The organism is Pseudomonas sp. BW7P1, from assembly GCF_024981055.1.
In the GTDB taxonomy this organism is placed as follows: Bacteria; Pseudomonadota; Gammaproteobacteria; order Pseudomonadales; family Pseudomonadaceae; genus Aquipseudomonas; species Aquipseudomonas bananamidigenes.
Genome location: NZ_CP103374.1, coordinates 1,211,143 through 1,224,871, shown reverse-complemented (window position 1 = coordinate 1,224,871; position 13,729 = coordinate 1,211,143). Strand labels below are relative to the sequence as shown.

14 protein-coding genes are annotated in these 13,729 nt (G+C 61.0%); 7 read left to right on the top strand and 7 right to left on the bottom strand.

Annotated elements, in window-relative coordinates:
• Positions 1 to 70: 70 nt before the first annotated feature.
• On the top strand, positions 71 to 367 hold the full coding sequence (locus NWV16_RS05370; protein WP_260522247.1) for a DUF1244 domain-containing protein: 297 nt from the start codon (positions 71 to 73) through the stop codon (positions 365 to 367).
• Positions 360 to 698 carry a HopJ type III effector protein gene (locus tag NWV16_RS05365; RefSeq protein ID WP_260522246.1) on the top strand — a complete coding sequence of 113 codons (339 nt, stop codon included), beginning with the start codon at positions 360 to 362 and terminating at the stop codon, positions 696 to 698. The genes NWV16_RS05370 and NWV16_RS05365 overlap by 8 nt, the downstream gene beginning before the upstream one ends.
• A 64-nt stretch (positions 699 to 762) precedes the next feature.
• On the opposite strand, the gene trxB is transcribed toward NWV16_RS05365, so the two are convergent.
• Positions 763 to 1,725: a thioredoxin-disulfide reductase gene (trxB, locus tag NWV16_RS05360; protein WP_065261753.1), complete on the bottom strand. Its 963-nt coding sequence runs from the start codon at positions 1,723 to 1,725 to the stop codon at positions 763 to 765.
• Between the two features lie 312 nt (positions 1,726 to 2,037).
• Here trxB and cysZ point away from each other — a divergent pair, with 312 nt between their 5' ends.
• Both cysZ and NWV16_RS05350 read left to right on the top strand, forming a co-directional pair.
• Positions 2,038 to 2,790, top strand: coding sequence for a sulfate transporter CysZ (cysZ, locus tag NWV16_RS05355; protein ID WP_260522245.1), 753 nt, complete (start codon positions 2,038 to 2,040; stop codon positions 2,788 to 2,790).
• 42 nt (positions 2,791 to 2,832) lie between these two features.
• A complete protein-coding gene (locus NWV16_RS05350) occupies positions 2,833 to 4,053 on the top strand; it encodes a glycosyltransferase family 4 protein (protein WP_260522244.1) in 1,221 nt (406 codons plus the stop codon).
• Here the strand turns inward: NWV16_RS05350 and NWV16_RS05345 are convergent.
• The 3 genes from NWV16_RS05345 to NWV16_RS05335 form a co-directional block, all read right to left on the bottom strand.
• Positions 4,022 to 5,125, bottom strand: a complete 1,104-nt coding sequence (locus tag NWV16_RS05345) for an NADH:flavin oxidoreductase (RefSeq protein ID WP_260522243.1) — start codon at positions 5,123 to 5,125, stop codon at positions 4,022 to 4,024. The genes NWV16_RS05350 and NWV16_RS05345 overlap by 32 nt on opposite strands.
• Positions 5,126 to 5,282: 157 nt before the next feature.
• Positions 5,283 to 5,765, bottom strand: a complete 483-nt coding sequence (locus NWV16_RS05340; protein WP_260522242.1) for a glutathione peroxidase — start codon at positions 5,763 to 5,765, stop codon at positions 5,283 to 5,285.
• Between the two features lie 122 nt (positions 5,766 to 5,887).
• Complete coding sequence (locus NWV16_RS05335; protein ID WP_260522241.1) at positions 5,888 to 6,373, bottom strand: peptidylprolyl isomerase; 486 nt, start codon at positions 6,371 to 6,373, stop codon at positions 5,888 to 5,890.
• Between NWV16_RS05335 and NWV16_RS05330 the strand changes: the two genes are divergently transcribed.
• Genes NWV16_RS05330 through NWV16_RS05320 form a run of 3 tightly spaced genes read left to right on the top strand, consistent with a single transcriptional unit; the run spans position 6,342 to position 9,735 of the window.
• Positions 6,342 to 6,668: a DUF3565 domain-containing protein gene (locus tag NWV16_RS05330; protein WP_260522240.1), complete on the top strand. Its 327-nt coding sequence runs from the start codon at positions 6,342 to 6,344 to the stop codon at positions 6,666 to 6,668. The genes NWV16_RS05335 and NWV16_RS05330 overlap by 32 nt on opposite strands.
• A 60-nt stretch (positions 6,669 to 6,728) precedes the next feature.
• On the top strand, positions 6,729 to 8,828 hold the full coding sequence (gene pta, locus NWV16_RS05325; RefSeq protein ID WP_260522239.1) for a phosphate acetyltransferase: 2,100 nt from the start codon (positions 6,729 to 6,731) through the stop codon (positions 8,826 to 8,828).
• A 4-nt stretch (positions 8,829 to 8,832) separates the two neighbouring features.
• On the top strand, positions 8,833 to 9,735 hold the full coding sequence (locus NWV16_RS05320) for an acyltransferase (protein ID WP_260522238.1): 903 nt from the start codon (positions 8,833 to 8,835) through the stop codon (positions 9,733 to 9,735).
• Positions 9,736 to 9,917: 182 nt separating this feature from the next.
• On the opposite strand, the gene cysN is transcribed toward NWV16_RS05320, so the two are convergent.
• The 3 genes from cysN to NWV16_RS05305 all read right to left on the bottom strand — a co-directional run bounded on the left by cysN (position 9,918) and on the right by NWV16_RS05305 (position 13,651).
• Positions 9,918 to 11,816, bottom strand: a complete 1,899-nt coding sequence (cysN, locus tag NWV16_RS05315; protein WP_260522237.1) for a sulfate adenylyltransferase subunit CysN — start codon at positions 11,814 to 11,816, stop codon at positions 9,918 to 9,920.
• Positions 11,817 to 11,825: 9 nt separating this feature from the next.
• Positions 11,826 to 12,743 carry a sulfate adenylyltransferase subunit CysD gene (gene cysD, locus NWV16_RS05310; RefSeq protein ID WP_007953546.1) on the bottom strand — a complete coding sequence of 306 codons (918 nt, stop codon included), beginning with the start codon at positions 12,741 to 12,743 and terminating at the stop codon, positions 11,826 to 11,828.
• 149 nt (positions 12,744 to 12,892) lie between these two features.
• Entirely contained in the window at positions 12,893 to 13,651 is a 759-nt protein-coding gene (locus NWV16_RS05305; RefSeq protein WP_260522236.1) for a Nif3-like dinuclear metal center hexameric protein, read from the bottom strand.
• Positions 13,652 to 13,729 lie beyond the last annotated feature (78 nt).

The following is a 13,729-nucleotide window of genomic DNA, read 5'->3' as shown; positions in this document are numbered from 1 at the left end:
AAACTTTGCCCATCGCCATCCACCTTGCAGCTCGAAGCTTGCCGCTCACAGCTGTGTCGCAGAGACTTCCATGACCGAACAACAACGCCTCGAACTCGAAGCCGCCGCCTTCCGCCGGCTGGTCGCCCACCTGGACAGCCGCAAGGACGTGCAGAACATCGACCTGATGAACCTCGCCGGGTTCTGCCGCAACTGCCTGTCAAAGTGGTACAAGGCTGCCGCCGACGAGCGTCAGCTCGACGTCAGCCTCGACGACGCCCGTGAAGTGGTTTACGGCATGCCGTACGCCGACTGGAAAGCCCAATATCAGCAAGAAGCCAGCGCCGAACAACAAGCGGCGTTCGCCAAGGGAAAACCCAATGAGTGAACTGAACACCCTGCGCGCCAGCCTCAAGAGCGGCGAACACGTTTTTGCCGACACCTTGTCCTTCATCGCTGCCGGGTACGACTACCAGCCTCAGGCGTTCAACAACGGCGGCGTGGAAAACGCGGCCGGGCAGAACGAAGGTTCGTGCAAGACTTTGGGTCTGGCGCTGCTGGAAGGCTTGAGCGATGAAGAAGCGCTGCTGGCGTTCGGCGAACACTACCGTTCGGTCGTGGCAACGCCTGAAGGCAGCGATCACGGCAATATCCGTGCGCTGATCAAGCACGGTCTGGCCGGCGTGAAGTTCGACGCGCAGCCGCTGACCCGCCGCTGATTCCCGAGCGAATCGCAGGTACAAAAAAACCGGCCAATGGGCCGGTTTTTTCGTTTCTGTGATCTTAGAACGAAGCGTTCTGCAGACCGTCCAGGTAACGCTCGGTGTCCAGTGCCGCCATGCAGCCGGCGCCGGCCGAGGTGATGGCCTGACGGTAAACGTGGTCGGCCACGTCGCCGGCGGCAAAGATGCCTTCGACGCTGGTCGCGGTGGCGTTGCCATCACGGCCGCCCTGAACCACCAGATAGCCGTCCTTCAGCTCCAGCTGACCTTCGAACAGCGAGGTGTTCGGAGTATGGCCGATCGCAATGAACACACCGTCGACCTTGATTTCGTCGAAGCTGCCGTCGTTGTTCTTCAGACGCGCACCGGTCACGCCCATGTTGTCGCCCAGCACTTCGTCCAGGGTCGCGTTCAGCTTCAGTTCGATCTTGCCTTCGGCCACACGGGCGTTGAGCTTGTCGATCAGGATCTTCTCGGCGCGGAAGGTTTCGCGACGATGGATCAGGGTGACCTTGCTGGCGATGTTGGCCAGATACAGGGCTTCTTCGACAGCGGTGTTGCCGCCACCGACCACGGCGACCGGCTTGTTGCGATAGAAGAAACCGTCGCAGGTCGCGCAGGCCGAAACGCCCTTGCCCATGAACGCTTCTTCCGACGGCAGGCCCAGGTAACGGGCGCTGGCGCCGGTGGCGATGATCAGCGCGTCGCAGGTGTAGGTGCCGCTGTCGCCGGTCAGGCTGTAAGGCTTGGAAGCGAAGTCCACGGCGTTGATGTGATCGAACACGATCTCGGTTTCAAAACGTTCGGCGTGCTCGCGCATGCGCTCCATCAGCACCGGGCCGGTCAGGCCGTGGACGTCGCCCGGCCAGTTGTCGACTTCGGTGGTGGTGGTCAGTTGACCGCCAGCCTGCATGCCGGTGATCAGCAGCGGCTTGAGGTTGGCACGGGCAGCGTAGACAGCTGCGCTGTAACCGGCAGGGCCGGAACCGAGAATGATCACTCGCGAATGACGGACTTCAGACATGAACCTGTCTCCTGTTGACCGGCCGATACATCAGGCGCGGACGCCGGACTGCCGGCGAGAATAAAAAAGGACTGTGGATAACCTTGGGGAAGGCGTGGGCTCGACAGTCCTGTAAAAAGTTGGGTGCAGCGTATCGAGGGGGGCAAGATTAAGGAAATACGGTTTAACAATCCAGCTCATAGGTGGTCTCTATGCCGAGACACTGACGAGATGGAAGTCTTTGTTACAGTGAATGTCGATCCCGCTGCCGAGCTTTCGCAGCGTATGCAAAGCCGGTAAGGTCGGCGCGTTTTCCCTTGCTCGGAGCACTCTATGCCCGCCCCTGTCCTGTCCGGCCCGCAATACCTGCGCGAAGGCCTCAAACTGGTTCTCAGCCCGGGCCTGCGCCTGTTCGTGCTGCTGCCGCTGGCGATCAACCTGGTACTGTTCGTCGGATTGATCTATTTCGCCGGGCACCAGTTCAGCCTGTGGGTCGACGCCCTCATGCCGTCGCTCCCCGACTGGCTGGGTTTTCTGAGCTACATCCTGTGGCCGCTGTTCGTGGTACTGGTGGTGTTGATGGTGTTTTTCACCTTCACTCTGCTGGCCAACGTCATCGCGGCGCCGTTCAACGGTTTTCTCGCGGAAAAAGTCGAAGTCGTGGTGCGCGGCACCGACGATTTCCCGGCCTTCAGCTGGGGTGAACTGATCGCCATGATCCCGCGCACCTTCACCCGTGAAATGCGCAAACTGGGCTACTTCCTGCCCCGCGCCATCGGCCTGTTCATCCTTTCGTTCATCCCCATGGTGAACATTGTCGCCGCGCCGCTGTGGCTGCTGTTCGGCGTCTGGATGATGGCGATCCAGTACATCGACTACCCGGCGGACAACCACAAACTGGGCTGGAACGAGATGCTCGCCTGGCTGCGCCAGAAGCGCTGGCAGAGCATGAGCTTCGGCGGGATCGTCTACCTGGCGTTGCTGATCCCGGTAGTGAACATCCTGATGATGCCGGCCGCAGTGGCTGGCGCGACACTGTTCTGGGTGCGCGAGCGCGGCGTCGAAAACCTCGTGACACAACGCTGAGCCCACGTCACAAATCCATCATCCGAACGTCACAAGCGCGACATGGCCTCAGCCGACACTGAGGTCATGACGACAGCTCTGCACATCACCCTGATCAGCGAAACCTTCCCACCGGAAATCAACGGCGTGGCCAATACCCTTGGCCGCTTGTGTGATGGTTTGCGAGCACGGGGGCACCGGGTGGAACTGGTGCGGCCGCGTCAGGGTGACGATCCGCAGCGCAGTGAAGACGATGGGCTGTTGTTGTGCCGGGGCTGGCCGTTGCCGGGTTATCCGGGGTTGCAATGGGGACAGTCGTCGATGCACAAGTTGCTGCGACGCTGGACACGTCAGCGCCCGGATGTGCTGTACATCGCCACCGAAGGCCCGCTCGGGTTGTCGGCACTGCGCGCGGCACGCCGTCTGGGCATCGCGGTGGTCAGCGGTTTTCACACCAATTTCCAGCAGTACACCAACCAGTACGGCCTTGGCCTGCTGACGCGTTTGCTGACCCACTATCTGCGCTGGTTCCACAATCGTTCGACGCTGACCCTGGTTCCGAGTGTCAGCCAGCGTCTGGAACTGGAACGCAGGCATTTCGATCGTCTGGCGTTGCTTTCCCGCGGGGTCGACAGTCAGTTGTTTCACCCGACCAAACGCCTGAATGCCTTGCGAGCGCAATGGGGACTGAGCGAGCAGGATATCGCGGTCATTCACGTGGGACGCCTGGCGCCGGAAAAAAACCTCGGTCTGCTCAAGCGTTGTTTCGAAAAACTCGCCAGCGCTTATCCACAGCGCAATCTGAAACTGATCATCGTCGGTGACGGACCGCAGCGTGTCGCCCTGGAAAAGGAATTGCCCGATGCGATTGTCTGCGGCTCGCAACGTGGCGAAGCCTTGGCGGCGCATTACGCGTCCGGTGATCTGTTCCTGTTTCCGAGCATGACCGAAACGTTCGGCAACGTCGTGCTGGAAGCCCTGGCCTCGGGCCTTGGCGTGGTGGCTTACGATCAGGCGGCGGCTGCGCAGCACATTCGCCACGGCTACAACGGCGTGCTTGCCATGCCCGGAGATGAAGAAGCATTTTGCGACGCAGCACAGTGGCTGCTGGAAGAGGATGAAACCTTGCGCTGCATCCGACTGAACGCCCGCCAGCATGCCAGTCGGCAAGGCTGGGCGGCGATCATCGAGCAGTTTGAAAACCATCTGCAGGTGGCTTGCCGCGACGTTCGCGGCAAGCCCTGCGCATCGGTCAAACCAGCGTCATCAACGCCTCACGGCTGAACGGCAGAATGTCCTGCTCACGGCCTTCGCGCACTTTCTGCGCCCAGTCCGGATCCACCAGCAGTGCGCGACCCACGGCCACCAGATCGAACTCATCGTTGTTCAAACGCTCCAGCAGTTTTTCCAGGCTGGCCGGTTGCGCCACCTTGTCGGTGTTGACCATGAACTGCAGGAACTCGCCATCGAGGCCGACACTGCCGACGGTGATGGTCGGCTTGCCGGTCAACTTGCGGGTCCAACCAGCCAGGTTCAGTTCGGAACCGTCGAATTCCGGCTCCCAGAAACGCCGCGTCGAGCAGTGGAAAATGTCCACGCCGGCATCGGACAACGGCTTGAGAAACTCGCCCAGCGCTTCCGGAGTTTGCACCAGACGGGCGGTGTAGTCCTGCTGCTTCCACTGCGAGAAACGGAAGATGATCGGGAAGCCCTCGCCCACCGCAGCGCGCACGGCCTGGATCAGCTCGATGGCAAAACGCGAACGGTTGGCCAGGCTGCCACCGTATTCGTCGGTGCGCTGGTTGCTGCCTTCCCAGAAAAACTGGTCGATCAGGTAACCGTGGGCACCGTGGATTTCCACGCCGTCCATGCCGATGCTTTGGGCATCCTTGGCAGCCTGGGCGAAGGCTGCGATCACATCCTGGATATCTTGCTTGGTCATGCCGTGCACCACGACCTGACCATCCTTGAGCTTCTCGGTCGGGCCATAACCCGGCACGCTGGCATCCGGCTCGGTACCGATACGACGAACGCTGCCGACGTGCCACAGTTGCGGAACGATCTTGCCGCCTTCGGCGTGCACGGCGTCGACGACCTTCTTCCAGCCGGCCAGTGCCGCCTCACCAAAGAACTGCGGCACATTCGGGTAGCCATTGGACGCCCGGTGGCCGACGGTGGTGCCCTCGGTGATGATCAGGCCGACACCGGCCGCCGCGCGACGACGGTAGTACTCGATCACTTTGGAATTGGGTACGCCACCGGGCGAGAACGAACGGGTCATCGGCGCCATGACCACGCGGGTCGGCAGTTCGAGGGTGCCGAGCTGGAACGGTTTGAACAAGGCTTGAACGGGCATCGGAGGCTCCACGAAAAGGTCATCGACGGATACATGATCCATATGACGACGATAATATGCGGAGTTCCAACAGGCTCATAGCACTATTGATCTGAATGATTAAGGGTCAAAAGGCAGGCGAAAAAAATCGCAGCTCGATGGCTGCGATTTTCGCGTTTCAGCCCAGGGCTTTTTCAATCGCCGTGATCACCGCCGGATCATCCGGCGCAGTGCGTGGCGAGAATCGCGCCAGCACGCGACCGTCCTTGCCGAGCAGGAACTTTTCGAAGTTCCAGGTGATGTCGCCGGGAAATTCTGCGCCCTCGCCTGCCAGCAGCCGGTACAGCTGATGGCGGTCATGACCGTTGACTTCGAGTTTCTTCGACAACGGAAAGCTCACGCCATAGTTGAGGCTGCAGAACTCCTGGATCTCCTTCTCGCTGCCAGGCTCCTGACCGGCAAACTGGTTGCACGGCAGGCCCAGCACGCTGAAGCCTTTGCCCTTGTACTGCTGATAGAGGTTTTCCAGCGCCGCGTACTGTGGAGTCAAGCCGCATTTGGAGGCGACGTTGACCACCAGCACGACTTGGCCCTTGAAGGGTGCCAGCGGTAGCTCCTGACCATCCAGGGCTGTCAACTTAAGGTCGTGAAAAGCACTCATGACGGACTCCAGATTCCCGTGTTCTACTCGAAACAGCCACCTGGCGAAACGGCCAGGGACAGCCGCGGACTAAAAAGGCGCCCTCGGGCGCCTCTCCAGTTCTCTGAGCTTAGCGCAGAAAATCAGTGATGATGGCCACCTTCGCCATGGACGTGACCATGAGCGACTTCTTCCTGGCTGGCATCACGGATGGCAACGACCTTCACCTTGAAGTTCAGGCGCTGACCGGCCAGTGGGTGGTTGCCGTCGACGGTGACGTCATCGCCGTCCAGGTCACGGATGGTGACGATCTGCATCTGGCCGTCCGGCGCCGAAGCGTGGAACTGCATGCCGACTTCCAGTTCGTCGACGCCTTCGAACATGCTGCGGCTCAGGGTGCTGACCAGTTCGGCCGAGTACTCGCCGTAAGCCTCTTCCGGCTCTACGGAAACTTCCAGCTCGTTGCCGGCTTCCTTGCCTTCCAGGGCTTTTTCCAGGCCCGGGATGATGTTGCCTGCGCCATGCAGGTAAACCAGCGGAGCGCCGCCGGCGGAGCTGTCGATGACCTCACCAGCGTCGTTGGTCAGGGTATAGTCGATGGAGACAGCCTTATTGGCGGCGATCAGCATGGGGCGAGACCTTTTGCATAAGAATATAGAAAGGACAAGTTTAGCGAAGCAATCGCTCGAAAGCGAACACAACCCTGACAAACGGGATTCGACGATCACCGGTTTCCATCAGGACGAGGACGGTCACTGGGTGGTCCAGCTCTCCTGCGGCCATACCCAGCATCTGCGCCACCAGCCCCCCTGGCAGTCGCGTGAATGGGTGCTGGACGCAACGCAACGTATTGAAAAAATAGGCCAACCCTTTGCTTGCGGTTGGTGCGCTCAGGGCGCGGTTAGCGCTAACCTTGACGCCTGAAAAACGGTGGAAGGCCAGCCACAGGCCCACGCCCTTGCCATGCACCCTTAGAGAATCCGCATGCAAACTTTTTTTATCGCACCCACCGATTTTGGAGTGGGTCTGACCTCCATCAGCCTCGGGCTGGTGCGTACGCTGGAACGGGCCGGGCTGAAAGTCGGCTTCTTCAAACCGATTGCCCAGCCGCACCCGGGCGACACCGGCCCTGAGCGCTCGACCGAACTGGTGGCTCGCACCCACGGCCTGAAACCACCGCAGCCACTGGGCCTGGCACACGTCGAACGGATGCTCGGCGACGGTCAGCTCGACGAGTTGCTCGAAGAAATCATCACGCTTTACCAGCAGGCTGCCGTCGGCAAGGACGTACTGGTCGTCGAAGGCATGGTGCCGACCCGCAGCGCCAGCTATGCGGCGCGGGTCAACCTGCACCTGGCCAAAAGTCTGGACGCCGAAGTGATTCTGGTCTCGGCTCCGGAAAACGAAGTGCTCACCGAACTCTCCGGTCGCGTCGAGTTGCAGGCGCAACTGTTCGGCGGGCCGAAAGACCCGAAAGTCCTCGGCGTGATCCTCAACAAGGTCAAGACCGACGAAAGCATGGACGCCTTCGCCGCGCGCCTGAAAGAGCATTCGCCCTTGCTGCGCAGCGGTGATTTCCGTCTGCTCGGCTGCATCCCGTTCCAGCCGGAACTGAACGCCCCGCGCACCCGTGACGTCGCCGACCTGATGGGCGCCCAGGTACTCAATGCCGGCGACTACGAAACCCGGCGCATGACCAGGACCATCATTTGTGCGCGCACGATGCGCAACACCGTGGACCTGCTCAAACCCGGCGTGCTGGTCGTGACCCCCGGCGACCGCGACGACATCATCCTCGCCGTCAGCCTCGCGGCCATCAACGGCGTACCGTTGGCCGGCCTGCTGCTGACCAGCGATACCCTGCCCGACCCGCGCATCATGGACCTGTGCCGTGGCGCGCTGCAGGCCGGTCTGCCGGTGCTGTCGGTGAGCACCGGCTCCTACGACACCGCCAACCTGCTCAACGGCCTGAACAAGGAAATCCCCGTCGATGACCGCGAGCGCGCCGAGATCATCACTGATTTCGTCGCCAGTCATCTGGATGCCAACTGGCTGCATCAGCGCTGCGGTACACCGCGGGAAATGCGCCTGTCGCCGGCGGTGTTCCGCTATCAATTGATTCAACGTGCGCAGGCCGCCAACAAGCGCATCGTCCTGCCCGAGGGCAGCGAGCCGCTCACCGTGCAGGCGGCGGCGATCTGTCAGGAACGCGGGATTGCCCGCTGCGTGCTGCTGGCCAGACCGGCGGACGTTGAAGCTGTCGCCCGGGCCCAGGGCATCGTGTTGCCGCCGGGCCTCGAAATCCTCGATCCGGATCTGATCCGCGAGCGCTACGTCGAACCGATGGTGGCCCTGCGCAAGAGCAAAAGCCTCAACGCACCGATGGCCGAGCAGCAACTGGAAGACACCGTGGTGATCGGCACCATGATGCTGGCGCTGGATGAGGTCGACGGACTGGTCTCCGGCGTCATCAACACCACCGCCAATACCATCCGTCCGGCTCTGCAACTGATCAAGACGGCGCCGGGTTGCACGCTGGTGTCGTCGGTGTTCTTCATGCTGTTTCCCGAAGAAGTGCTGGTCTACGGCGACTGCGTGATGAACCCGCACCCGAGCGCGAGCGAACTGGCCGAGATCGCCCTGCAAAGCGCCGACTCGGCCGCCGCGTTCGGCATCACGCCACGAGTAGCGATGATCAGCTACTCCAGCGGTGAATCCGCCACTGGTGAAGAAGTCGAGAAAGTCCGCGAAGCCACCCTGCTCGCCCATGAACAACAGCACTCGCTGCTGATCGACGGGCCGTTGCAGTACGACGCCGCCGCCAACGAAACCGTCGCCCGGCAACTGGCGCCGAACAGCCCGGTGGCCGGGCGCGCCACGGTCTTCGTGTTCCCCGACCTGAACACCGGCAACACCACCCACAAGGCCGTGCAACGCAGCGCCGACTGCGTGAGCCTCGGCCCGATGCTGCAAGGCCTGCGCAAACCGGTGAACGATCTGCCGCGTGGCGCGCAGGTCGACGATATCGTCTACACCATCGCCCTGACCGCCATTCAGGCTGCCAACCGACCTCTGGATATCTGACCCGATGCTGGCTTTTCTCCCTGCCACCCTGCGCGGCGTGATCGCCGCGCTGCTGTTGGCGCTGAACACGATTCTGCTGTGCTCGTTCCTGTTTCTCGTGGCGCTGATCAAAGTGCTGCCGTTCGACCTCGCCCGTCGTGCTTCGCGCTGGCTGATGAGCCACACCCACGAAGCCTGGATCAGCAACAACAAGGGCTGGATGAACCTGGTCCGTCGCACCCGGTGGCACCTAAGCGGTCTGCAGGGCCTGGACTACCGGCACTCATACCTGATCACCAGCAATCACCAGAGCTGGGTCGACATTCTGGTGCTGCAATACGTGCTGAACCGGCGCATCCAGCCGCTGAAGTTCTTTCTCAAACAGGAACTGATCTGGGTCCCGGTGATCGGCCTGGCGTGGTGGACGCTGGGCTTTCCGTTCATGAAACGCTATTCGAAAGCCTATCTGGAAAAACACCCGGAAAAGAAAGGCAAAGACCTGGAAACCACCCGCAAGACCTGCGCGAAATTTCGCGACAACCCGGTAGGCATCTTCAACTTCGTCGAAGGCACACGCTTCACCGAAGGCAAGCACGCGCAGCAGCAATCACCGTTCAAATACCTGCTCAAGCCCAAGGCCGGTGGCATTGCGTTCGTGCTGGATGCGATGGGCGAACAGCTGGAATCGATCGTCAACGTCACCATCCACTACCCCGGCGGACGCCCTGGCTTCTGGGATCTGTTGTGCGGCAACGTGCGGGACGTGGTGGTGCATTTTGAAGAACTGAAAATCCCGCCACAGTTCATCGGCAAAAACTACGACCAGGACGGCGAATACCGCCTGCAATTCCAGGGCTGGATCAACCAGCTGTGGCAAGACAAGGATGCGCTGCTGGAGCAGATGCATCGCGAGTATCCAACGAAATAATCAGGCGTCAGTAATGGCCTCATCGCGGGCAAGCCCGCTCCCACAGTGATCTTCAGTGAACACTATTGTTGTATACAGCCGAAAAACCTGTGGGAGCGGGCTTGCCCGCGATGACAACTTCAAGGACACAAAAAAACCGCCGATGATCACTCATCGGCGGTTTTTTCATTTCCAGTCAGCGCTTAAATCGCACCACGCTTACGCAGCAGATCCAGCACTTGCTTGACGCCTTCTTCCAGCGACACGGACTGGGTATCGATCACCAGATCGGCATCCAGCGGCACGTCATACGGGAAGGACTCACCCGGAATGTTATCGCCCCCCGCCGCGTACAACCCTTGCGGATCACGCTCGGCGCACACGGCCGGCGAGGCCTGGACGTAGACCGTCAGCAGACGCTCCTTGCCGATCAGATCCCTGGCCTGTTCACGACCTTCGGCACTCGGTGCCACGAACGCGGCAAGCGTCAGCAGACCGGCTTCGTTGAACTGACGCGCCACGTGCGCGGCACGACGCCAGTTCTCGGTGCGACCGGCGCGATCCTGCGGCAGACCTTTGTTGAGGTCATGACGCAGGTTCTGGCCATCAAGTACAAACACCGCACGCCCCATGTCGAACAGCTTGCGCTCGACCGCGTAGGCCAGCGTGCTCTTGCCCGCGCCCGACAGGCCGCTGAACAGCACGGTGGCCGGTTGCTGACCGAAACGCTGGGCGCGCTCGGTAGTCGCTACATGGGCCAGTTTACCGTGATGGGTGGCGGAGCCATGGGCCAGCGGCTGGGCGACGATCATGCCGGCGCCGACGGTGCCGTTGGTCAGGCGGTCGATGACGATGAACGCGCCGGTTGTGCGGTTGCTGTCGTAACCGTCGAGGGCGATCGGCGCGTCGAGCGCGATCTTCACCTTGCCGATTTCGTTGAGCTGCAACGCGCTCGCCGGGCCTTCTTCGAGGGTATTGACGTCGACCTTGTTGACGATGCTGGCGATGGAGCCCGGCACGTAACTGGTGGCGCGCTTGATGTCGTATTTCTTGCCCGGCAGCATCGGCTCTTCAGCCATCCACACCAGCATCGCTTCGAAGCTGTCGGTCACCGGCGGAACGTTGTCGGCGTGCACCAGCAGGTCACCACGGGAGATGTCGATCTCGTCTTCCATGGTCAGCGTCACCGCCTGACCCGGGCCTGCGTGTTCCAGTTCACCTTCGAAGGTGACGATGGACTTCACACGGCTGCTCTTGCCCGACGGCAGGACCACGACTTCGTCGCCTTTCTTGACGATGCCGCTGGCCAGGGTGCCGGCAAAACCGCGGAAGTTCAGGTTCGGACGGTTGACGTACTGCACCGGGAAACGCAGGTCGGTGAAATTGCGGTCGCCCGACACTTCCACGGTTTCGAGGATCTCCATCAGCGACTGACCGGTGTACCACGGCGAGCGCTCGGACTTGTTCACCACGTTGTCGCCCTTCAAGGCGGACATCGGCACGAAGTGCAGGCTCGTCGGCTGCATCTTCAAGCCTTCGGCGAACTTCAGGTAGTCGGCCTTGATCGACTCGAACACGTCCTGATCGAAGCCCTTGAGGTCCATCTTGTTGATGGCGACAACGATGTGCTTGATGCCCAGCAACGAGGCGATGAAGCTGTGGCGACGGGTCTGGGTCTGCACGCCGTAGCGGGCGTCGACCAGGATGATCGCCAGGTCACAGGTGGACGCACCGGTGGCCATGTTGCGGGTGTACTGCTCATGGCCGGGAGTGTCGGCGATGATGAATTTGCGTTTGGCAGTGGAGAAATAGCGGTAGGCGACATCGATGGTGATGCCCTGCTCACGCTCGGCCTGCAGGCCGTCGACCAGCAATGCCAGGTCGATGTCGTCACCGGTGGTGCCGACTTTCTTCGAATCGCGGGTGATGGCTTCGAGGTGATCTTCGTAAATCATCTTCGAGTCGTGCAGCAGGCGCCCGATCAGGGTGCTCTTGCCGTCGTCGACGTTACCGCAGGTCAAAAAGCGCAGCAGCTCTTTACGTTCGTGCTGGCCCAGGTAGGCGAGGATGTCCTCGCTGATCAAATCAGATTGATGCGACATGACAGCCCCTTAGAAATAACCCTGACGTTTCTTGTCTTCCATCGAGCCTGCACCATCGTGGTCGATGACACGGCCCTGGCGCTCGGAAGTTCGCGTCAGGAGCATTTCCTGAATGATGTCCGTCAGGCTTTCGGCCTCGGACTCCACCGCGCCCGTCAACGGGTAGCAGCCAAGGGTACGGAAACGCACTTTCTTTTTCACGATGCGCGCCTTGTCCTCGTCGGACAGGTGCTCGAGGATGCGTTCGTCGTCGATCATGATCAGCGTGCCGTTCTTCTCGATCACTTCGCGTTCCGCGGCGAAGTACAGCGGCACGATCGGGATGCCTTCGAGGTAAATGTACTGCCAGATGTCCAGTTCGGTCCAGTTCGACAACGGGAATACGCGGATGGATTCGCCCTTGTTGACCTTGCCGTTGTAGACGTTCCACAGCTCCGGACGCTGGTTCTTCGGATCCCAGCGGTGCTTGCTGTCGCGGAACGAGTAGACACGCTCCTTGGCGCGGGACTTCTCTTCATCGCGACGGGCACCGCCGAACGCGGCGTCGAAACCATGCTTGTCGAGTGCCTGCTTCAGGCCTTCGGTCTTCATGATGTCGGTGTGTTTGGCGCTGCCGTGGGTGAACGGGTTGATGCCCTGCGCAACGCCATCCGGGTTGACGTGGGTGATCAGATCCAGACCCAGTTCCTCGACCATCTTGTCGCGGAACTTGTACATCTCCTGGAATTTCCAGCGGGTGTCGACGTGCATCACCGGAAACGGCAGTTTGCCCGGGAAGAACGCCTTGCGTGCCAGATGCAGCATCACGGCGGAGTCTTTACCGATGGAGTACAGCATCACCGGGTTGTCGAACTCGGCGGCCACCTCACGGATGATGTGGATGCTTTCCGCCTCCAGCTGTTTCAGATGCGTCAGTTTGTCGACCATGGCTACTCACGAAAGCTTTCTTATGAACGGCCAGCGGGCCGTGTTCGAGCGAAGAATCCTAGCACAGCGTCATTCTTCTAATCAGGGCGCGGACTAGAACGAAAGAGCATATGAATATGCCCGCCCGTTCGGGTGCATTCCGGGGAAGGTCAGATCGGATTCGGGCAGTCGATGAAGATGTGTTCCAGGGCAAACCGCTTCGCCAGATAGTCACCCAAAGCCTGCACGCCGTAGCGCTCGGTGGCGTGGTGGCCGGCGGCGATGAAGCTGATGTCGTTTTCCCGGGCGCTGTGGAACGTCTGCTCGGAGGCTTCACCGCTGAGGAACAGATCGACACCGGCGGCAATGGCATTGTCGATGTAACCCTGACCGCCGCCTGTGCACCAGCCGATCCGACGGATCATCGCGCTGCCTTCGACCAGCAACGGTTCACGGCCCATGCGCTCCTGCACGCGCCGGGCGAAATCGCGCGCGGTCACCGGTTCGTCCAGCGAACCGACCAGCCCGACGATCTTCAGGTTGTCCGGGTCCAGTGGTCCTTCGACGGTGATGTCGAGTTGACGAGCCAGTTGCACGTTGTTGCCGACGTCCGGATGCAGATCCAGCGGCAGGTGATAGGCCAGCAGGCTGATGTCGTGCTTGAGCAGGGTTTTCAGGCGTCGCTGCTTCATGCCGGTGATGCACGGGTTCTCGCCTTTCCAGAAATAACCGTGGTGCACCAGGATCAGATCGGCCTCGGCCTCGACGGCGGCATCGAGCAACGCCTGGCTGGCGGTGACGCCGCTGACAATGCGCATCACCTGCGGACGGCCCTCGACCTGCAGGCCGTTGGGGCAATAATCGGCAATTTTTGCACTGCCAAGATAGCGGTCGGCTTCTTCGACCAGGGTACTGAGGGCAACGGCCATGAAAGACTCCTGAAAATCCCGTTCAGAGGCGCGCGCGGCCTCGTATAATGCGCGACATTATGGGCGGTCTGACCCCGC